This is a genomic window from Caballeronia sp. LjRoot29 (genome assembly GCF_964252755.1).
In the GTDB taxonomy this organism is placed as follows: domain Bacteria; phylum Pseudomonadota; class Gammaproteobacteria; order Burkholderiales; family Burkholderiaceae; genus Caballeronia.
Map to the genome: position 1 here is coordinate 1 of NZ_CAXUPU020000064.1, position 19,018 is coordinate 19,018.

Genomic DNA, 19,018 nt, shown 5'->3' on the forward strand with positions numbered 1-19,018 from the left:
GCGCGCACTGAACAGGCTGCCTCGAGTGTCCAGGAAACGGCCTCTTCGATGGAGCAAATGACAGCGACAACGCAAAGCAACGCAGATACCGCGACGCAGGCATCTCAACTATCGGGTTTGGCAAGCGGCGCAGCAGCCCGAGGGGGAAAAGCAGTCCTGGAGGTTGCAACTACGATGAACGAGATCACTCGTAGCTCGGAAAAGATCGCAAACATCATTGGCGTAATCGACGGAATCGCTTTTCAAACAAATATTTTGGCGCTCAACGCAGCAGTGGAAGCGGCCCGTGCTGGTGAACAAGGCCGTGGTTTCGCGGTGGTTGCCGGCGAAGTGCGCAATTTGGCGCGGCGCAGCGCCGATGCCGCCAAAGAAATTAAAGATCTGATCGGTGCGAGTGCCGTAAGTGTTGAGTCGGGTTCCAAACGCGTCGTTGATGCGGGCAAAACGATGGACGATATCGTTCATCAGGTGGAGCGGGTGTCGAACCTTATCGCGGAGATCAGTTCCGCGACAAATGAACAAAGCGGAGGTATCGCACAGATGGGACAGGCGATCGGCCACCTCGATCGAGTAACCCAACAAAATGCAGCGTTGGTTGAGCAAAGCACGGCGGCGTCACAAAGCTTAAATGACCAGGCGAAAAGACTGGTGGAGGCGGTAAGCGTGTTTCGTTGACAATGGTGTGTACCGGCCAACCTTATTCTAAGCAGTCCACCCGTTCGCGTCATTTAAGTCCGAAGTCGCAAGCCTGTTACGACGCGAGCGCACCCGTGTTGGCAGCTCTGAAAAATGCACCGCCATAGTTATACGGCTTCGTGACTGCCGACTCTTGCGTTTCGAGCGGATTGAAACGGCAGGCTACCGTCGTTCTGAGATATCGAGCACGTTTCAACTTGGTCAAAACACAAATCTCCGATTCGATAAGGTCCGCGAGGCCCTGTCCGGGGCTAACGGACGGCAAGTGAGCCACGTCCCCAACGGAGATCACCGCGGTGGTGCTTGCCACCGCCCGTCAGCCACTGGTTCGCCAGCGGCACGTCGACCGTCGAGCACTCGTCAGACGCCAGCACATCACATTCCAGCGGCGACTCCTCATTGCGCTTGAATTATCCATTGGCTGGATTGACTTCAAGCAGTCGGTGGATCGTCTTCACTTTCAAGCACGGTCGATTCCGACAATCGCTTGGCTGCCCGTCCGGTTGGCGCGCACAACAGCGCCCTCCCCTGCTTTGCGCGCGGGATTGTCAGTATTGAATTAACCAGTGTCGTCTTCCCCCCGCCAGGGCCGCCAGTGATGACCAGCAGCTATAAAGAGAAAGCCACACGGATCGCCTGCTTCTGGCTATTGGCAAGCTGAATCTGGAGCTTCTGTTCAACCCACCGAATCGCCATGCCGGCGTCAAAATGCGGTCCACCGCGGCGATCCAGACTTCAGGCGCTTCACCTGTGAGACGATGGAACGCTCGGCGTTGTTTAACGTTGCGAGGAAAACCCCTGGAACGCCTTCGACGGTATCGGCGATTGGGTATCCCGGGGCATCGTGACCGCAGATATTACGATCTAACCGCGTAGCACCATCTCATGCGCAACGGTCACGTTCAGCCGGAATGAGCAGTCACGATCACCGCAATATGCACTGACCATAGGTCTTGAAAAACCGCACGGCGCGGGAGATCGAGACGCCGTCGCCATGCAGAAAGACCATGGTCTCGCGGATCATCTTCTTATCGGCCCAGCCCGAGGTGATCGTTCGGGCGCGTACCGCACCGATCCCTTCGACCTCCCGAAGCCGCTTAGGTGTCTGCTCGATGATATCGAACACGGCAGCGCCGAAGGCTTAGACCAACCGACCGGCGTACAACGGGGCGATACCCTTGACCATCCCGGAGCCGAGGTTTCGCTTGATGCCGGTCAGCGTGTGCTGTGGCGAAATTTTGACGAAGACCGCCTTGAGCTGTCCACCGTGCTCGCGATCCGTAACCCATGTACTCGACACTGAGGCGTACTCGCCTGGCGCTATGGTCGGGGTGTGCCCGACCAGAGTAATGAGTTCACGCTCGCCCTTTACCTTCAGCCGCAGGACGCACAAGCCACCATTGGCGTTGTGGAACGTGACGCGCTCGACCAGTCCCGCGAGACGACCCGGTTCGGGCATGGGTGCGGTACTGGGCGGGCTTGCTGACATGAATGAAGCGCGAGTTGTTGTGCCACAGCTAAAATGCTGAGAGCATCGGCATCCTACCGCCAGAGAGGGCGAGCGAGCCGCACAAGTCGAAGATAATGCCGACCATCTTCCCTGAGAAGCACACCAATTTTGCCAATGAACACGTTGAACGAAGTGCTCGCCCGCCTCACCATCGAGCAGTTGAAATCCTTGATGCGCTGGCTTCCGGATGCCGTCCCCTCCGGCAAGAAAGACCAACTGGTCGGGGCGATCCTGCGAAGTCTCGCCGGGGACGGGCTGCGCGCACTCTGGGATCGTCTGGACGACATCCAGCGAACGGCGGTGGCGGAGGCCGCGTACGCGCTGGAGGGTTTCTTTGATGGAAACCGGTTTCGCGCGAAATACGGCCGGTTACCCGATTTCACGGTCAAAGACAATGAACGACGCCATTCGTATTATGGACCGCCGACGGCGTTGGGCCTCTTTTTGTATTACCAGGATGGGTGTTACAGCCTCCCCGTTGATATGCGTGAGCGACTAAGGACCTTCGTGCCAGAACCTGAGCCCGTCAGGTTGAACACAGTCGAAACGCTTCCGGAGAACATCGGCGAAAATCCGCTGACGGTGCGGCACAGCGAGCGCGATGCGCTGGTCGATTTGTCGGTTTTGCTGCGGCTGACGGATCAGGGCAAGATCCAGGTCAGCGACAAGACATCACTGCCCGGCGCAGCCACACAGCGCCTATTAGCAGAGAACCTCGCTGGCGGCGATTTTTACGGTCACAAACCCACAGAGCGTCAACGGGATCAAGAAGTCGGCCCGATCAAGGCATTCTCGTGGCCCCTGCTGTTTCAGGCCGCCGGATTGGTGCAACGCAACGGCAGCAAACTAGCTTTGAGCACAGCGGGGCGCAAAGCTTTGACGTCCTCCCCAGCCAGCGTATTGAGCGCGATCTGGAACAAATGGCTTAAGTCCAGTCTCTTTGACGAGTTCACCCGCATCGACGTCATCAAGGGACAGAAATCGAAAGGTCGCGTCATGAGCGCAGTGGCACCGCGTCGTGCCGCTATTACCAAAATACTGCGGCTCTGTCCGGTCGGAGCATGGGTCGACGTCGACGACTTCTCCCGATTCATGCAGGCGACCGGTGACACGTTTGATGTCACGCACGACCCCTGGAAGCTTTACATCAGCGACCCGCAATATGGCAGCCTCGGAAATAACGGCTTTGATCATAGTTGGGAAATTCTGCAGTTTCGCTATCTGCTCTGCTTCCTGCACGAGTACGCCGCCGCCCTTGGCATCATTGATGTCGCCTACATCGAAGCGACTGGCGCGCGTAACGACTTTGGCGACCTGTGGGGGACGGACGACCTGGAATTCCTCAGCCGCTACGACGGCCTGATCTACTTCCGCGTAACGCCGCTGGGCGCCTATTGCCTCGGGTTGGTTGACGATTACACGCCCGCTGCGATCCAGCCGAGCGTCAAGCTGTCTGTCTTGCCCAGTCTGCACGTGAATGTCGTCGGCGGAAGCCTGTCGACGGAAGAATCCCTGACACTCGATACCTGGGCCGTAGAGGCAGCGGAAAAAAGTTGGCGGCTGGAGCGTCAAAAAGCTGTCGGAGCTATTGAAAAAGGGCACGACATTGCCGAACTTCGAGCGTTTCTGCAAACCCGCGAAGACCAGCCGCTGCCAGAAACGGTGGAGGCCTTCATCAAGACCACTGAGAAGCAGGGCAAAGCACTGAAAATCTTGGGAACTGCATTGCTGATCGATTGTGAGAACGCTGAAATCGCCTCGATGATCGCCACGCGCAAGGAAACAGCCGGTTTGTGCCTACGCGCCGGTGATCGACAACTGGTGGTCCGGCTTGAAAACGAAGAAAAGTTCCGGAACCTAGTCCGCATTCTGGGGTTGGGTATGACCACGTGAAGCGCTACCTCGACGCGCATCATATGCAGCCGATCTTCGCGAAAGCGACGGGCCGCGAAATCCACGAACATTTGTTTGTGCGGGAAAGCGCGAACGGTGACAAACGGTTCCCGGTGAAGCGGGTTTTAGGAAGCCGGGATACGTGAAGGTATTCGTCTGCCTTTTGTCTGGGGTCCACAAGCGCGCCGAAAATCCCGACCTTGAGACACTCGACTAACTTCATCGAAGAGCGCAAACGGCGCGGCAGATGCAAACGCATCACAGAGCGGCCGCGGTCTGGCTAGTCGGTTAGATGTCGGTCGGGTTCGTCCAGCGAGCGGACCTTCGAGATCAATGCGGAAATCGTCGACAATCAAATCAAAGCGAATGCACTCGCAGAAGAGGTAAGCCTTGCCGACACAATCCTTTGATCAGACGCCGTTCCCGGTGAACATCGCTTCCCCCACTACAACCCAACCCGATGCCGACACGCTGGTTGCCGTTCGTATCGCCGCGATGCGTGAAAGCTTGGAGCGAATCGGTCGTTTCGACCCGCAACGTGCTCTCGAGCGCTTCCTCGCGCCGTTCGACCCTGCGCTGTGTGTCGATTGTTAGAGCTCGATGGTGTTCAGTCAGGCTTGATCCTATTTCGCCCACAGGAAGACCACTGGCTCTTGGACCACCTTTACATTCTGCCGGGAGCACCAAGGGAAAGGAATCGGCGCAGCCGTCTCGCGCGATGTCTTCGCGAACGCCGACGCGCAACGCATGCCGAGCTGCCTAGGTTCTTTGCGCGGCAGTGATTCGCACCGCTTCTACCAGCGGTATGGCTTCATACACACTGCCGAAGCAGAATGGGACATCTACTTCGTGCGTGAGCCGAGCCAGCCCAAAGTAGAGAGCTAGTTTGAATCGGCATTCATAGGGAGCGGCCGGTCTTTGGTGTCCGCTGCAGAAGTTCGTCTGATCGAAGAACTCGTTATATGCCCAATAGCCTAATCCGGCGGTCATGGTTCATCCGAGAGAGCACCTTTCGCATAGCCTTCACCTCTTTCTCGTCGACCTTTCGAAGATCCAGCTCATAGTTCCGCACACTGGTTGTCAGGCGGACTACGGATGATTTTCGATCAAGGTGGAGTTCCTCCAGCAATTCCTCATCGTCTTCTACGTACCGTCCAAACGAAACGCTCACTCCTCGCTCCGAGTCTGCCAGCAGGTGTTCGTAGTTCGGCGTGCGCAGAAGGGTGAGGCTTTCGATCTCAGTCGGATCCGCTGGGTCGATGACCGCAAAGGACACAATCAAGTCGTCCCCGTTCTCAGTCGAGATAAACGCGACAGTTTCCATAATCTTCGGTCTATGATTTCCGCAGTCACAAGGCACAATCATCGCTTCCCGACAATCCCTTCTCGCCGACAACGAGACCAAGCACCGGCAACGATAGCATGGCGCATGAAGGCGACGGGCAGTCTGACTCGATCGATCCTGCTTCCTTCAGTAGCCTCGGATCGTCAAATGTCCTGAACGAGAAAGTGTGACCCGACTCAATGCACCGAGATGCAATGACGGCTTCTATAGTAAGGCGTTCGCTTTGTTCCGCAGAGGCAAAACGGACGGGTAGGGGTTGGACGAGAAAGCCGGACAGTGCTTATTTTCGAGCCATAGGCAGTATTCATGGCAGCGAATCCGCGAGCACCAAAGGTCGTACTCGACCAGGCGACTGTCCGCGTGGTCCAGCGCCACGCTGCTAAGTACCGACGTCGGTGTCAGCCTGCGTCGGTTATCGGCGGTATAGCATTGAGCGCGGGCTTGGCGAAAAGATAGCCTTGCATCAGCGTGACGCCGTTCGCTGCGAGAAAGTCGCGTTCACCCTGCGTTTCGATACCTTCGGCGATCACGCGGATCTCAAGGTCCCGACATATTCTTAGTACGCCACAGACAATTCGCTGACGCACGGAATCCGAGTCGATGCCTCGGACAAGTGCCATGTCGAGCTTGACCAGGTCCGGTTGAAATTCTGCGAGTAGCGTAAGGCCGGAATAGCCCGCGCCGAAGTCGTCGATCGCAGTCTGAAAACCGAACGACTTGTACGCGCGAAAGATCTCTACAAGGTGCGGACGGCTGATAATATTTTCACCTTCGATTGTCTCGAAGATAATCCGGTCGATCGGAAAGCCGTGTTTTTCGGCTGCTTCAAATGTGCTACGGATGCATGCGGCGGGTTGATAGACCGCGTTCGGCATGAAGTTGATCGACAGGAAGCTGTCCATTCCCAACGCAGCAGCTTGTGCAATTGCAGTGGAGCGGCAACGCTGGTCAAAGTTATAACGATTCGAATCGTCGACCTGCGACAGCACCGATGCCGCCGATTCGCCATTTGGGCCGCGCACAAGGGCTTCGTGGGCATAGGCCCGCCCCGACGTCAGATCGACAATGGGTTGAAACGCGAACGCCATTGCGATCTGTGCCGCGTCGCCGGTATTGCAACCACCGCAGCGGCCAGTTCGTACGGCCGGCTCGCTTGCGTCAAGGATTTTGATCATGTTGACCATTTTCGTGAAAAATGAATGGGCAAGCAACTGCCAGTTGCTGCACTTTCGTCTTCTCTTTATCGGACGGAAGGCATTATTTCTTTAGTGGAACTCGCGCGTGTCCGAAATGCCCGCCTCGAGGTCCAAGCACTCTGTTTTCATAATAGCCGTCACTGTTGGCTTGCTCAGTCGTTTAGAGGTCGTCGATTGTGTTGCAAAAATGCAAACCGCCGTTGCCGGCAGTAAGCTGACCTACTTGGACAGAGACCTGACACCAGGCGAGGCATGCGCTTGACGCGGTCAGCCGCGAATCGGCGAACGGCAACAGCACTGGGTCGCGTACTTGCGCGCTGAAAGATCATGGGGGACTCTGTCGGGCTCGCGATAGAAACTCAAAGTGGCGTGCTGCAGATTCGCGTGAGCGACACGGGCATGGAAATGACGGCCGAATCGCTATCATACGTCTTCAACTTCTTCTCGACCGCCACGCGCGGAACGAACGCCGGGAGCGACCGGCTTGGTATCGGACTAGCCATTAGTCGAGGCCTTATCGAACTGCATGGAGGAACAATGCTAGCGTCTAGTGTGGGTAGGTTTGCGCAATCGCATTGCTCATAGTGCAAAGTGAATCATTTGATGAAGGAGCAAGAAGGTGACGTTAATAAAGCTTCAAGGACGCGCATGGGACTATCTTCGCGCAGGGGCCGGTGACGGGAGGGCACCATTCACGCTCATGCAGGCCGCCACGATTGGCAGGGAAGGCGCTCCATCGGTTAGGACCGTTGTTCTACGCCACGTTCATGAGGCGGAGCATCTTATCGCTTTCTACACCGACGTCCGATCCGGGAAGATCGCTGAATTGCACGCCGACCCTCGTATAGCCCTTGTAGGATATGACCCCGAGGGCATGATCCAGCTTCGTCTAGAGGGCATTGCATCAGTGCTGGCCGAAGGGCCGGATAAACAGCACGCGTGGGACGCGAGCCGTCCGCACAGTCTTGTCACCTACCGAACTCCATGTCCGCCTGGGACGTCTATCGAGCGCCCTGATGATGCATACGCCGCGCAACCTGATGGTCACGATATCCGCCTTGCTGGTTATGAAAATTTCTGCATCGTTCGAGTGATCTTGAAAGCACTCGAAGTGTTGGACTTATCAGTGCCCGTTGCCCACCAGCGTGCAAGTTTCTCTCGCGCAGGGGACGAATGGATTGGCAATTGGATAGCGCCCTGAAGCGAAATCGGTTTTTCAAGTTAGCAACCCGACATTGCGTGGGGGCTCAAAAGACTAAACGGTGTGGTGAAAGTTCCAAAGTTCGTCCTCCGACTTAGCGGAACTCAGTCGACGCGTTTCCTTGCAACGAGATTCCCCGGCTAACCCCAAGCAAAAAAAGCCGACCTGACATCCAATCGCGTTGTGCAGGATTGGGGCGCATATCTAGGCGACAACACGATGAGCACCACGATCCTCGACCGCGTTTTCCTTTAGAAAGCTTGCGTTATCAACGTGCTAAACGACGAATGAACCAGAAACCCGATGGAGCAGCGCGCGGACGGGTTGGGTTGACTGTTTGCCCGAATGTTTGTACATTTATGTTAACGAATATTGTACGGAATTTAACTATGTCATTCCGAACCCATGATGTGGTACCAATTAGTGAAGCCCGGTCACGGCTGACGGAGCTGGCGGAGGATGTGGTCGCAGGCGCCGAGAAGGTTCTGACGAAGAACGGCTCAGCGTACGTGGCGATTGTCGACGCACGGAAGCTGGATTATTACCACGCCCTCGAAGCAGAACACGGCCGACTGGTCATGCTGGATGACGCCGAGAAGGGTCTCCGGGATGCACTTGCTGGCCGGACCAAACCTTTGGCTGAACTGCGCGACACAATGCGGCGTGGTGCTCCGCCCAAGAAATGATGCGTGTTGATTTTGCGGAGACCCTGGAAGAACGGCTTGAGACGATTCAAGAATTCTTGTTGGTGCAAGACGTGAGTTCAGCAGCAGGCAGGATAGAGGACCTGACGAGCGAGATCTACCGGTTCGGCGATGTCGTGGCAATCCATCCGAAAATTGGCCGTCCAGCAGGCGTACTTGCCGCGAATTCGGTCGAAGGTCAGAGCCGGTTGGAACGCGTGCTGCGGCTGGCCAGGGAAGCAAACCTGCCTGAACTGCGGGAATACATCATGCGCTCGTATCTGATTTTGTACGCGCACTCGGACACGCGTGTGTTGTTGCTGTCAATTCGCCATCAGCGAGAGCTGGGGTATGCGCCGGAAACAGAATAGGACACCCGGCGTTGGTTGCTTGCGAGGCGCTTGGGACAGTTGATTGGCCGCCAGACCTTAAATACGGCCGCCCGCTAGATGGCGGGTCAACCAGCCGCAGTGGGTGGTCGTGAAGTGCCGGTCGCCTTCCCAAAAGGTCACGCTACAGCGCCCGGTTTTGCGAGCTGTCGCTGCAGATTCCGGTTAGTCCAACCAATTCCGTTCACCGACACAATGCGCGGATACCGAATTTATTAGACTGCGCCTCTTTAACAATCAATGACTTGCCAATTTACTCTGTCACGCGCCAGATGACGTAGTACCGAATAAATTGGACGTCCCGGATTTGTGACGCAAATTTGTCGGATTAGCCGGAAGTTATCTGGGGAAATTCGGTTAATTGTCAGGTACGTGTCCCATCAAAAATGTGAACTCGTTCACGGATAACCCTTAGCGATCGGACGGCGTGGGATCAACGCGGCGCAGAGTCACGAGAGCTGGACGCCCCGATCTCCTGCCACTCTTCCGTGAGCCCCGCAACCCTCCGCTCCAACCGATCGATCCGGTCTTGGGTGTAGTCGTAGCTTGTATGTTCGAGCGCATCGAACCAAGCGCCGACGGCCGAGAGGGTTCGGCGAAATTTCCCCTGCTCTGGGACCGAATGTTTCGCTGTGTGTGTCATCAGAGGCTCCTCGGAAGATGACGTTCGGCGTTGCGCTAAGTCCTTCGGGCTAGACGGCCGTCAGGCCGCCGTCGACCGGCAGGTCGATGCCAGCGACGTAGCTGCTCTGGTCGGAGGCGAGGAATAAAGCTGCGGAGGCGATCTCCTTCGGGCGCGCCAAGCGTGCCAGAAGCGTCATCGCAGTGATTTGGTTTCTCGCTTCGGCCGCGCCAGGGCTCAACACGTTGGTCCTGATCTTCCGTTCCTTGAGTTCACTGGTCCACGTCCGGGCAAATGACCGGAGCGCTGCCTTGGTGGCGCTGTAGGTGCTGCGGCCCGGAAGCCCTTTGTTCTTCCCAGAGGACGCCACGAGGATGATGGAAGCACCATCGTTCAAGTAAGGCAGCGCCCTTTGAACGGTGAAATAAGTGCCGCGGGCGTTAGTGTTAAAGGTTTAGTCGAAATGCTCAGGCGTGGCTGCGGCGGTCATCGTCTTTTCGACGAAAGCCGCGCCAGCAAAAATCACATCGATCTTGCCTTTTTTCGCGACGGTCTCGTAAAGACGGTCGAGGTCACCGAGTTTGGCGATGTCGGTCTTTACGCCGGTGACGTTCGAGCCGATCTCCGCGATGGCCTTGTCGAGTTCGGCCTGCCGGCGGCCGGCGATAAAAACGTAGGCGCCCTCTTCAACGAACCTTTTTGCGGTCGCGAGGCCGATGCCGCTGCTACCCCCCGTCACGAGGGCGATCTTGTTTTTCAATAGAGACACGATCGTCCTCCCTGTCTGATGAACGTGCGGCGTGCGACGCCTTCAGATTTGCGTCCAGCCGCCATCGACCGGAAGCTCGGCGCCGGTCGTGAAGGTCGCATCGAACGCGAGGAAGAGGACGGCCTTGGCGATTTCCTGCGACGTTCCGAAGCGCTTCATGGGAATAATGCCGACGGTGTGCCCCTTGACCTGTGTACGCATCTCTTCTGTAGGAAACACCTTTTCGAGGATGCCCGTGTCGATGGGGCCGGGGGACACCGCATTTACGCGGATCTCCTGAGGAAGCAGCTCGGTGGCGAGCATCCGGGCAAATGACCGCAGCGCAGCCTTGGCGGCTCCGTAGGTGGCTTGGCCCGGCAGTCCCTTGACGTTGGCGACAGAGGTCGTGAGGACGACAGACCCTCCCCGATTGATCAGCGGCGCGAACTTCTGGACCGCGAAAAAGGGGCCCTTGGCGTTCAGGTTGAACATCTCGTCGTAGACGGCTTCTGTCACGCTCCCGAGAGGCGTTGGAATGCTGAACCCGGCGTTGACGAAAAGCAGGTCGATGGTGTCAAACTCGGTTTTCACCTGAGCGGCGAGGGCGTCGATGTCGGTCAACGACCGCGCGTCGCTCGAAACCACGATAGCGCCGTCCCCAAGCTCTTGCTGCGCCGACTCCAGGCCGGCCTGCGAGCGGCCGGTCACCAGAACGCGCGCTCCCCCGTCGAGGAGCATCATCGCCGTCGCGAGCCCCATGCCGCTCGTGCCGCCGATAATCACCACCTTTTTATCTTGGTACCGGTTCATATGTATTCTCCTTGAGAAGTTGAAGCTGTTTAGTACAACTATTTATTTACAAATACCGTAAGACCCGTGGACGATCATGTAACTCCGCAATCGCCCGCTGATTCTGAACACCGCACCCATTTCGCCGCGCCCGCCGCTCCTTCAGGACACCGCGCGCAAGGATTCCGTGTATGACCAGTTGACGCCGGAGACATTGACGACGGCCTGCCACGCGGCTTCTTGATTAGCGCCATCGAGGAGGTGTGGGTGGCGCTGCGCCTCAATTGGGCCTGAGAACTTCCCTTGAGCCGAGGCGAAGAATTGCCCTGAGACGTCGGTTCCGAACTCCGAGGCCTGGAGGTACCGACGGGCTGCCGTCTCCGGCGTCTGATTCATGCCGGGAATGAGGTTCGCGATTGGGATAAACAGATACTTCACGGCGAGACTAGCTTGTCGCGAAACGTTGGTCGCAGTCGCCGCACCGGGCGAGACAGCGTACACGGCCATGCCGGAGGGCAGCCGGCGCGCCAGCGCCGCAGCCCACCAAGCAACGATGAGCTTCGCGTCGGCATATGCATTGTTGGGGACATACTTCACGTTCGGCCCGTTGCGCAGCAGGGCTTCCATAGCAGCGGTCAGGTCGCCCCCGTGGTATTTGGCAGCGAGTGCGTCCACGTCGGTGTACTTGAACATGGGTACGCCCCCTCGGGCAGGCTCCGCGCTGGCGATAACAATCCGCGCGTTGGGGCTCAGCAGGTTGGCGCGCAGCAACCCGACAGTCAATTGATGATGGCCGATGAGCGGGGCCTGAGAAGCCTCGACGCCCGCCGCAGTGATCACGCGCGCCTTGCCAGGGACCATTCCGGCATTGAGCAGTAGGAAATCGATCGGCCGACCTCGCTTGAGGAGTTCGGCGAGGGTGGACTGAACGCTGGACGGCGTGTCCAACTCCAGCTCCAGCGGCGTGAAAACCTGTTTTTTGGTTTCCGCCACGAGCTGAACGGCCGTTTCCTGGACCCGAGCCAGGCTGCGGCCAGTGACGATGATCTCGCGGTAGCCCCCGACGGCGAGCAAGCGGGCTGCGGCGTGACCAAGCCCTGAGGTCGCGCCGGTGACGAGAGCGATGGGTTCCATAGGCGTCTCCGTGGTGAAGAGGGAAGTTGAGTCGTGATGCCAAGCGAGGACGGACCGACTTGCTAATTTAGAACTATTCGGTTATATATTGCTGCAATGAAAGTTGTCAAGGAGTTTTGAACCAAATGATTCAAAATACCGCTAGGCCAGTAGGTCGACCGCGCAGCTTCGACGAGACGGGGGCGCTGGAAAAGGCGACTCAGGTGTTCTGGTCGAAAGGCTACGACGGAGTGACGATTGACGATCTCGTCGCCGGGATGGGTGTGGGACGGCCGAGCCTGTATGCCGTCTTTGGGGACAAGCGGGCGATATTCTTGCGCGTCCTTAAGGCGTACGCGGAACGGAAAGGCGCATCAGCCGCGAAGGCACTCCTCTCACCACAGGGTCTTCGCGACTCGATCACGGGCTTTCTAAGGTACGCCGTCGAAAGTGCGACCGAGAAAGGGTCGGCCCGGGGCTGTCTTCTGATATGCGTCGCGCCGCTTGTGGAAGACCCTGAGGTCCGGCAGTTCTTGCAAAACGCGGCTGCCGGTGGCACCGCGCTGGTGGAAGGTCGTTTTCGGGACGCAATCCGCGCGGGAGAAATCCCATCTGACTTTCCCGTCGTCGCGCGCGCAACCCAAGTCACCGATCTAGCGCGTGGGCTGACCATGCGTGCGCAGCTAGGCATGCCGCGCAAGACGCTCCTCAAAGATGCTGAGGAAGCGGCCGACTTGGTGCTCCAACCGCGGCGTGGAAACGCGGGGCCAGAAAGTTGACGCCGGCGTTAAGGGGCGTTGCGGGGCGGTAGGCTTTGGTATCCGGCAGTGACAACGGGGCTTTGGGCATCGAATGCGACTCTATTATCTGACCGCGCAAAAAATGGGCGAAGAAGGTCGTCGAAGAACGCCGTATCAAGGTCTCTCTGTTTGACGATCTCAACGATCCGTTCGAGCTGTTGCCTCACGTTCTCCCCAGCGCGAAACACCGAATTGTGGCGGATATTCTTCGTGAGCACCTGTCTAGGCAGCGAGGCGTGATCTGTTTCTCGACAGACTGGAACAGTCCGGTCATGTGGGCGCACTACGGCGACAAACATAACGGAGTATGCCTGGGCTTCGACGTACCGGACGAACTAGTGATGCAGGTGAGTCATGAACCCAGCCGCCTCAAGTTCGATATCGACCCGTCAAAACATAATGCGGGTGTTACGCCCGAAATGGTCAAGTCCATCTTACTCACTAAGTTTGAAGCATGGCGTTACGAGAACGAATACAGAGTCATGAGCGACCTCAAGACCAAAGATGAGGACGGCCGCTACTATGCAGACTTCGGTCCGACACTGAGCTGCGTGAAGTCATAATCGGCGTCCGCTGCACCACCACACAACAGGAAGTCGCCACATGGGTGGGAGCGATGAACCACGGCGTTGGAATCCGAAAAGCTCGGTTGGAATTTAACGAGTTCAAAATCGTGGTGCAGAGGCGCAAGCGCGTGGTAACAGCGGGCCTGAGTCGCGCAAAACCTAGAACTTAAAGCGCGTGTCGTTGTGAGGCAGAGGGCGGCCAGCTGCGGCCATTCGCCGGCGCTCTCAGGTGGACATTCGAACGTCGGCTACGGTCAGGACCGGCCATTGAGATACAGGTTCGATCCGGCAAGTCCTCGGCCTTAGCTGCCATTCGGACGGGCCGGGTTCTACGTCGGCAATACGGCGGACAGCTGACGATAGCGGCATCAAGCAACTCGACGGCAGGTTCCTGCACTAGCGAACTCACACTCTCGACCCTCTTCGGTCGTTCGACACTCGGTGGGCCGGACGTCTCTTGATGAAGAGCAACGGTCATTTCGATCCGCTGGAACATTGGTCCGACGCCGAATACTGCTCCTGCTCGAAAAGCCCGGCCCGAGGAAGTCGCCAAGGGCAAGCGTATTAGTGCCGGGTTCATTTCGCGGCATCAAACGCCCGACCGGAGATTGTTTCATGGAGTGCATTCGATCCGTCCGGCTTGATTTATCCACGATATCCGCAACGGATCGAGACGCGCGGCAGGCATGTGCCCACAGGGCGACTCGCTCCCATGCTCTTAGCGACCCGGTGCGTATTCAGATCGTCCGTCAACTTTCTCGAACCAGACGGTGCCTCACCGCGGCCCGATGTCACGCACCGTTGAGTCGCTTACGCGCCGCCCTTTTCCATCGCGCATGGTAAGCAGGGCGTGCCTCGATGCGATTGACAAACGCAGTGATCTTCGGGAATGCGTCGCGTCCACGAAACTTCAGGCAGGTCTGGGCAACAAACAAGAGTTGGATATAGACACCCGTCAACTCATCGCCGACGAAGTAGTCATGCGATGGCAGCTTTGGTTTTCATGGCGCGTTCCGCAAAATCTCAAAAGCCGGATAGCACGATCTTGCCGCGCGCCTTGCCGCTCTCGAGCAAGGTATGGGCGCGACGCAGATTGGCCGCGTTGATGGTGCCGAAATGGTCCGCCAGCGTCGTGCGCAGCACGCCGGCGTCGACCAGCTGGGCGACCCGGACCAGAATATTGTGCTGCTCGATCATGTCCGGGGTCTGGTACATCGAACGGGTGTACATCAATTCCCAGTGCAGCGAGATGCTCTTGGGCTTGAGGATCGGCACGTCGAGCGACTCGGGGTCATCGATCAGCCCCAGCTTGCCCTGCGGCGCCAGCATCTCGGCGATTTCGACCAGGTGCTTGTCAGTGTGGGTCAGGCTCGCCACGTAATCGACCTGGTCAATGCCAAGGCCGCGCAACTGCTTCGGCATCGGCTCCGTGTGGTCGATCACATGGTGCGCACCAAGCTCGCTTACCCACTCCCGTGTTTCCGGCCGCGATGCGGTGGCGACCACGGTCAGGCCGGTCAGCTGGCGCGCCAGCTGGATCAGTATCGAGCCGACGCCGCCGGCGCCGCCAATGACCAGCAGCGTCCCGATCGGGTTTTTGCCTTCGCGCACTTGCAAGCGGTCGAACAGCAGCTCCCACGCCGTGATCGAGGTCAGCGGCAGCGCGGCCGCTTCCTCGAAGCCAAGGCTCTTCGGCATCGGGCCGACGATGCGCTCGTCGATCAGATGCAGTTCGCTGTTGGTGCCCGCCCGTAACAGCGAACCGGCGTACATGACGCGATCGCCGGGCTTGAACAGGGTTACTTTGTCGCCCACAGCGCGCACCACGCCGGACGCATCCCAGCCCAGCACCTTGGGTACCGCTGGGGGCGGCAGCACGCCGCCACGGATCTTGGTATCGACCGGGTTCACCGAGACCGAATGCACCTCCACCAACAGGTCGTACCCGGTTGGCTCCGCCTCGGGCAACGTGGTGTCGGTCAGGGCATCCGGCGAACCGAGCGGAACCGACTCGTTATAGACAACAGCCTTCATGGGTACTCCACAAAAATGACCGTTTCAGTTACAGCGGGCGAGGGTTGTTCAACATAGGTGACATGCCGCGTTCACCTGATGTCAGGGCAAGGCGAAGTGCTATCTGGTTGGACCAAAGCATAAGAGAAACGCCTGCGTGCGACGTGCATCGCGAAAGCCGCACATGTGTCGTTCGCGTCTGCGAGTCGGCTGATGGCTTCTTTGAGCCGGATGTTGCCAAGGTCTGTTTAGACCTCGCGATCGAGCCTGCGCCCGAGCGGGGTCTGGGAGAGTCTCGACGGCGACTTTGCCGGGACCTCGATAGACGACGTAGCGATTGCTTGCCACGACTTCCTGCTCCATGTTCCGGCGTGATGTTACGGATCTATCTCCAGCGCCCTCGCGAGTCGATGACCCGTCCGGCTATCTCACCCGCCTCATGTGACGGATCGGGGCGCCCGAAGCGGAGGAGCAGTCGAGCGCCCCGTATCACCTGCCGGTTCTATGCGGCTTTCTTCACGCTGCCGTGCGGATCGATGACGAATTTCTTGGGCGAGCCCTCGCTGAACGTCTTGTACGCCTCAGGCGCCTGCTCCAGCGTGATGATCTCGGTGTTCAGCATGGCGCTAAGATAGGGCATCCGATCCCACAGGATCGCCATCATCAGGTCGCGGTTGTAGTGCATGATCGGTGCCTGCCCCGCCGTCAGTTTCGGCGACTTGATCCAGGCCTTGCCGAAGTCAATGGGAAGCTGCCCCTTCTTCGTCAGATCGGTGCTCGCCTTCGGGTCGGCGTCGGTATAGATGCCGGGGACGCCCATCGCGCCACCGGCCCGTACCACTTCGAGAAGCGTGTTGATTACCGCCTCCGAGTGCTCGCTGCTCGCCTCCGGGCCACAGCCGTGCGCCTCTAGCCCGACGCAATCCACGCCGCAATCCACCTCCCGCTTGCCCAGGATCGCTTCGATCTGGTCGGCCACCGGCGTGTCCTTGGTGAGATCGACCACCTCGCAGCCATTATTCCTCACAAGGTCCAACCGCGCCCGGTTGGTATCGGCCACGATGATGCAGGACGCGCCGATCAGGCGAGCTCCCGCCGCGGCGCACCGGCCCACCGGCCCGGCCCCGGCGATATAGACCGTCGAGCCCACTCTGGCCCCGGCCTCCATCAGACCATGGAAGCCGGTCGGAAGGATGTCCGATAACAGCGTGAGATCCCGGATCTTCTCCATCGCCTGGTCCTTGTCCGGGAAAGACAACAGGTTCCAATCGGCGTAAGGCACCATGAGGTAGTCGGACTGGCCACCCTGCCAGCCGCCGAGATTGAAGCCATAGGCGCCGCAATCGACGGTGTCATTGACGTTCATGCACACATCGGTGTGCCGCTCCTTGCAATTGCGGCAGCGCCCACAAGAAACGTTGAACGGGACCGAACATATGTCGCCCTTCTTGATGAACCCGACGTCCGGACCGACTTCGATGACTTCCCCGGTCATCTCATGTCCCATCACCATCCCCTTAGGCGCGGCAAAGCGGCCGTGGTAGATGTGCTGATCGCTACCGCAGATATTCGTCGTCACGATCTTGAGGATGGCGCCGTGATTGGCTTTCTTGCCTGTCGGCGTGACCAGCTTCGGATAGTCGAAAGTCTGCAACTCCATCTTCATCGGACCCATGAACGTTACTACGCGATTGCCGCTCGCAGCCATGACATTTCTCCTTGTTCGGTGTTTGAGGTCCGATCGATGTTCGCATCGTGGCCTGAGTAAGGCGTCGCGCTCGAATGGAGCCCGCCGGTCATCGCGATCCGGGCCACGTATGAAGGCTAAGAGCTGACGCCGATCTCGTCGACGTGGCCATTGACCCGATGACGGTGACATCAAGACTATGCTCTAGCCGGTTGCACTTCTTCCTCATTCCTGCAAAAACGTGTCGGATCTCTGCGCTTGTGCTGCGCGGCTTTCAGATGTGAACGTACCGCAGCATTTGGAAAAAATTGCGCAGGTGCAGGGAAGAAAATCGGCCAGGTGCGTCCCACCGTTGACTAATGAGCTGAAAATCAAGCTGAATGCGCGCTTGTGCGCGCACGAGGGGTCACAGGAGCAGACATGGGGACTTCGTTGGCCTGATACCTACAACATCGACTTGATGGTTCTTGTGCTTTTTGGTCGGCTGATCGTCGGCAAGCCGCTCGATCCACTCGACCCCGGTACCCGTCATGCAATTGCGGTCACACCGCTGCTGGCGTGGGTCGGCCTCGGCCCGGACGGCTTGTCCTCTTCGTGTTACGGGCCCGAGGAGGCATTCCTCGCCTTGGGGCAACACACGCCGCTCGCCCTGTTTCTTGCCATCACAACGGCCGCGACCGTTTTTATCATCGCACTCGGTTACAACCAGGTCATTGAACTGTTCCCGACGGGCGGCGGCGGCTACCGGGTCGCCACCGCCCTGCTCGGTCCGCGACCGGGACTCGTATCGGGCCCCGCGCTTCTCGTCGATAATGTGCTGACAGTGGCGACCTTGCTTGCGAGCGGTGTCGATGCATTTTTCAGTCTCTTGCCAGTCGGTGCGCAAACTATCAAGCTCACGACCGAGGCCGTATTGATTGTTCTGATGCTGACCCGGCGTCTGGCGACGCTGACAGAGGAAGGACTACTGGAAAAACGCCGCTACTCTGAGCACCCGCCGCGCGAGGAGTACCTTCTGACAGTTGCCGGGCGAGACTTCCTGCCGGTGCTCTTCATGATCGGCGCATGGGGACGGCAATACCGTGGCGACGGCAAGCTGGTTCGTTTCCTTGATGCGGAAACAGGAACTGAGACCAGGCCTGTGGCGGTCGACGAGGTCACGGGAGCGAGGATCGGGACTCGTCCGATACGCGTTGTCGAACAGGGCAAAGATTGACGCTGCGATGACTGCGCTGCCTCGCTTCTTACGTAAGTCAGCCGAACGCCTTGGCGCTTCGATTTCTGATGGATCCCGCTGGCAAATCTATTAGGCGGCACAGTCCGTGACGGTCCGTTATCTGAGCCTAAGCGGGCGCTCTGATGTCTGGATGCAGCGCGATCGACCGGCCCAAACTGGCCGGTTGCTGCCCCACGTGAGGGGCGAGCGTCGGACAATCCGAGGCTACTGAAGAAAGCAGGATCGATCGAGTCAGACTGCCGGCCGCCTTCATGCGCCATGCTATCGTTGCCCGTACTTGGCCTCGTTCTCGTCGAGAAGGGATCGTCGGGGCGCGATGACTGTGCCTTGTGACTGCGGAAATCATAGACCGAAGATTATGGAAACTGTCGCGTTTATCTCGACTGAGAACGGGGACGACTTGATTGTGTCCTTTGCGGTCATCGACCCAGCGGATCCGACTGAGATCGAAAGCCTCACCCTTCTGCGCACGCCGAAATACGAACACATGCTGGCAGACTGGGAGCGAGGAGTGAGCGTTTCGTTTGAAC

18 protein-coding genes and 6 pseudogenes are annotated in these 19,018 nt (G+C 58.4%); 12 read left to right on the top strand and 12 right to left on the bottom strand.

Features of this window, described 5'->3' with window-relative positions; genetic code table 11:
* On the top strand, window positions 1-675 hold a 675-nt coding region (locus tag ACSQ83_RS35065; RefSeq protein WP_436231275.1), incomplete at its 5' end, for a methyl-accepting chemotaxis protein.
* Between the two features lie 453 nt (window positions 676-1,128).
* Here the strand turns inward: ACSQ83_RS35065 and ACSQ83_RS35070 are convergent.
* From ACSQ83_RS35070 to ACSQ83_RS35080, 3 genes are all read right to left on the bottom strand, one after another.
* Window positions 1,129-1,305: an AAA family ATPase gene (locus tag ACSQ83_RS35070; protein WP_414967421.1), complete on the bottom strand. Its 177-nt coding sequence runs from the start codon at window positions 1,303-1,305 to the stop codon at window positions 1,129-1,131.
* A 316-nt stretch (window positions 1,306-1,621) separates the two neighbouring features.
* On the bottom strand, window positions 1,622-1,822 hold the full coding sequence (locus ACSQ83_RS35075; protein ID WP_436231276.1) for a hypothetical protein: 201 nt from the start codon (window positions 1,820-1,822) through the stop codon (window positions 1,622-1,624).
* 15 nt (window positions 1,823-1,837) lie between these two features.
* Window positions 1,838-2,185 carry a YrrC family ATP-dependent DNA helicase gene (locus tag ACSQ83_RS35080; RefSeq protein ID WP_436231277.1) on the bottom strand — a complete coding sequence of 116 codons (348 nt, stop codon included), beginning with the start codon at window positions 2,183-2,185 and terminating at the stop codon, window positions 1,838-1,840.
* Between the two features lie 135 nt (window positions 2,186-2,320).
* On the opposite strand from ACSQ83_RS35080, the gene ACSQ83_RS35085 reads away from it, so the two are divergent.
* Window positions 2,321-4,099, top strand: a complete 1,779-nt coding sequence (locus ACSQ83_RS35085; protein WP_436231278.1) for a hypothetical protein — start codon at window positions 2,321-2,323, stop codon at window positions 4,097-4,099.
* A gap of 426 nt (window positions 4,100-4,525) precedes the next feature.
* Window positions 4,526-4,984 (top strand): annotated as a pseudogene (locus ACSQ83_RS35090) (GNAT family N-acetyltransferase).
* 73 nt (window positions 4,985-5,057) lie between these two features.
* On the opposite strand, the gene ACSQ83_RS35095 reads toward ACSQ83_RS35090, so the two are convergent.
* Both ACSQ83_RS35095 and ACSQ83_RS35100 read right to left on the bottom strand, forming a co-directional pair.
* Window positions 5,058-5,423: a hypothetical protein gene (locus tag ACSQ83_RS35095; protein ID WP_436231279.1), complete on the bottom strand. Its 366-nt coding sequence runs from the start codon at window positions 5,421-5,423 to the stop codon at window positions 5,058-5,060.
* A gap of 419 nt (window positions 5,424-5,842) precedes the next feature.
* A complete protein-coding gene (locus ACSQ83_RS35100) occupies window positions 5,843-6,619 on the bottom strand; it encodes an EAL domain-containing protein (RefSeq protein WP_436231280.1) in 777 nt (258 codons plus the stop codon).
* Window positions 6,620-6,967: 348 nt separating this feature from the next.
* On the opposite strand from ACSQ83_RS35100, the gene ACSQ83_RS35105 reads away from it, so the two are divergent.
* From ACSQ83_RS35105 to ACSQ83_RS35125, 5 genes and pseudogenes are all read left to right on the top strand, one after another.
* Entirely contained in the window at window positions 6,968-7,225 is a 258-nt protein-coding gene (locus ACSQ83_RS35105; RefSeq protein ID WP_436231281.1) for an ATP-binding protein, read from the top strand.
* Window positions 7,226-7,259: 34 nt separating this feature from the next.
* Window positions 7,260-7,841, top strand: a complete 582-nt coding sequence (locus tag ACSQ83_RS35110) for a pyridoxamine 5'-phosphate oxidase family protein (protein ID WP_436231282.1) — start codon at window positions 7,260-7,262, stop codon at window positions 7,839-7,841.
* Between the two features lie 165 nt (window positions 7,842-8,006).
* Window positions 8,007-8,087, top strand: a pseudogene (locus ACSQ83_RS35115) (ATP-binding protein); the annotation flags it as partial.
* A 143-nt stretch (window positions 8,088-8,230) separates the two neighbouring features.
* A complete protein-coding gene (locus tag ACSQ83_RS35120; protein ID WP_436231283.1) occupies window positions 8,231-8,527 on the top strand; it encodes a type II toxin-antitoxin system Phd/YefM family antitoxin in 297 nt (98 codons plus the stop codon).
* Complete coding sequence (locus ACSQ83_RS35125) at window positions 8,527-8,895, top strand: type II toxin-antitoxin system RelE/ParE family toxin (RefSeq protein WP_436231290.1); 369 nt, start codon at window positions 8,527-8,529, stop codon at window positions 8,893-8,895. Before ACSQ83_RS35120 ends, ACSQ83_RS35125 begins: the two co-directional genes overlap by 1 nt.
* A 710-nt stretch (window positions 8,896-9,605) precedes the next feature.
* Here ACSQ83_RS35125 and ACSQ83_RS35130 read toward each other — a convergent pair.
* The 3 genes and pseudogenes from ACSQ83_RS35130 to ACSQ83_RS35140 all read right to left on the bottom strand — a co-directional run bounded on the left by ACSQ83_RS35130 (window position 9,606) and on the right by ACSQ83_RS35140 (window position 12,206).
* A pseudogene (locus ACSQ83_RS35130) lies at window positions 9,606-10,304 on the bottom strand (SDR family NAD(P)-dependent oxidoreductase).
* 42 nt (window positions 10,305-10,346) lie between these two features.
* The gene (locus ACSQ83_RS35135; protein WP_436231284.1) at window positions 10,347-11,093 is read right to left on the bottom strand and encodes an SDR family oxidoreductase; all 747 of its coding nucleotides are present in this window, start codon (window positions 11,091-11,093) and stop codon (window positions 10,347-10,349) included.
* 141 nt (window positions 11,094-11,234) lie between these two features.
* Window positions 11,235-12,206, bottom strand: a complete 972-nt coding sequence (locus tag ACSQ83_RS35140; RefSeq protein ID WP_436231285.1) for an SDR family NAD(P)-dependent oxidoreductase — start codon at window positions 12,204-12,206, stop codon at window positions 11,235-11,237.
* A gap of 125 nt (window positions 12,207-12,331) precedes the next feature.
* Between ACSQ83_RS35140 and ACSQ83_RS35145 the strand changes: the two genes are divergently transcribed.
* Window positions 12,332-12,964, top strand: coding sequence for a TetR/AcrR family transcriptional regulator (locus tag ACSQ83_RS35145; protein WP_436231286.1), 633 nt, complete (start codon window positions 12,332-12,334; stop codon window positions 12,962-12,964).
* A 293-nt stretch (window positions 12,965-13,257) separates the two neighbouring features.
* Complete coding sequence (locus ACSQ83_RS35150) at window positions 13,258-13,548, top strand: DUF2971 domain-containing protein (protein ID WP_436231287.1); 291 nt, start codon at window positions 13,258-13,260, stop codon at window positions 13,546-13,548.
* A gap of 794 nt (window positions 13,549-14,342) precedes the next feature.
* On the opposite strand, the gene ACSQ83_RS35155 is transcribed toward ACSQ83_RS35150, so the two are convergent.
* From ACSQ83_RS35155 to ACSQ83_RS35170, 4 genes and pseudogenes are all read right to left on the bottom strand, one after another.
* Window positions 14,343-14,543, bottom strand: a complete 201-nt coding sequence (locus tag ACSQ83_RS35155; protein WP_436231291.1) for a glutathione binding-like protein — start codon at window positions 14,541-14,543, stop codon at window positions 14,343-14,345.
* Between the two features lie 31 nt (window positions 14,544-14,574).
* The gene (locus ACSQ83_RS35160) at window positions 14,575-15,585 is read right to left on the bottom strand and encodes a zinc-binding alcohol dehydrogenase family protein (RefSeq protein ID WP_436231288.1); all 1,011 of its coding nucleotides are present in this window, start codon (window positions 15,583-15,585) and stop codon (window positions 14,575-14,577) included.
* A gap of 102 nt (window positions 15,586-15,687) precedes the next feature.
* Window positions 15,688-15,792: pseudogene (locus ACSQ83_RS35165) on the bottom strand (IS6 family transposase); the annotation flags it as partial.
* A 274-nt stretch (window positions 15,793-16,066) separates the two neighbouring features.
* A complete protein-coding gene (locus ACSQ83_RS35170; protein WP_436231289.1) occupies window positions 16,067-17,272 on the bottom strand; it encodes an alcohol dehydrogenase catalytic domain-containing protein in 1,206 nt (401 codons plus the stop codon).
* Between the two features lie 439 nt (window positions 17,273-17,711).
* On the opposite strand from ACSQ83_RS35170, the pseudogene ACSQ83_RS35175 reads away from it, so the two are divergent.
* A pseudogene (locus ACSQ83_RS35175) lies at window positions 17,712-18,179 on the top strand (amino acid transporter); the annotation flags it as partial.
* Window positions 18,177-18,467 (top strand): annotated as a pseudogene (locus ACSQ83_RS35180) (winged helix-turn-helix transcriptional regulator); the annotation flags it as partial. The pseudogenes ACSQ83_RS35175 and ACSQ83_RS35180, both read left to right, overlap by 3 nt.
* Window positions 18,468-19,018: the final 551 nt, after the last annotated feature.

Bases quoted from the DNA above. Each gene is read 5' to 3' on its own strand.
- ACSQ83_RS35080 (WP_436231277.1), bottom strand. From the start codon at position 2,185: ATGTCAGCAAGCCCGCCCAGTACCGCACCCATGCCCGAACCGGGTCGT.
- ACSQ83_RS35125 (WP_436231290.1), top strand. From the start codon at position 8,527: ATGCGTGTTGATTTTGCGGAGACCCTGGAAGAACGGCTTGAGACGATT.
- ACSQ83_RS35150 (WP_436231287.1), top strand. From the start codon at position 13,258: ATGTGGGCGCACTACGGCGACAAACATAACGGAGTATGCCTGGGCTTC.
- ACSQ83_RS35085 (WP_436231278.1), top strand. From the start codon at position 2,321: ATGAACACGTTGAACGAAGTGCTCGCCCGCCTCACCATCGAGCAGTTG.
- ACSQ83_RS35105 (WP_436231281.1), top strand. From the start codon at position 6,968: ATGGGGGACTCTGTCGGGCTCGCGATAGAAACTCAAAGTGGCGTGCTG.
- ACSQ83_RS35170 (WP_436231289.1), bottom strand. From the start codon at position 17,272: ATGGCTGCGAGCGGCAATCGCGTAGTAACGTTCATGGGTCCGATGAAG.
- ACSQ83_RS35095 (WP_436231279.1), bottom strand. From the start codon at position 5,423: ATGGAAACTGTCGCGTTTATCTCGACTGAGAACGGGGACGACTTGATT.
- ACSQ83_RS35140 (WP_436231285.1), bottom strand. From the start codon at position 12,206: ATGGAACCCATCGCTCTCGTCACCGGCGCGACCTCAGGGCTTGGTCAC.
- ACSQ83_RS35100 (WP_436231280.1), bottom strand. From the start codon at position 6,619: ATGATCAAAATCCTTGACGCAAGCGAGCCGGCCGTACGAACTGGCCGC.
- ACSQ83_RS35135 (WP_436231284.1), bottom strand. From the start codon at position 11,093: ATGAACCGGTACCAAGATAAAAAGGTGGTGATTATCGGCGGCACGAGC.
- ACSQ83_RS35160 (WP_436231288.1), bottom strand. From the start codon at position 15,585: ATGAAGGCTGTTGTCTATAACGAGTCGGTTCCGCTCGGTTCGCCGGAT.
- ACSQ83_RS35145 (WP_436231286.1), top strand. From the start codon at position 12,332: ATGATTCAAAATACCGCTAGGCCAGTAGGTCGACCGCGCAGCTTCGAC.
- ACSQ83_RS35120 (WP_436231283.1), top strand. From the start codon at position 8,231: ATGTCATTCCGAACCCATGATGTGGTACCAATTAGTGAAGCCCGGTCA.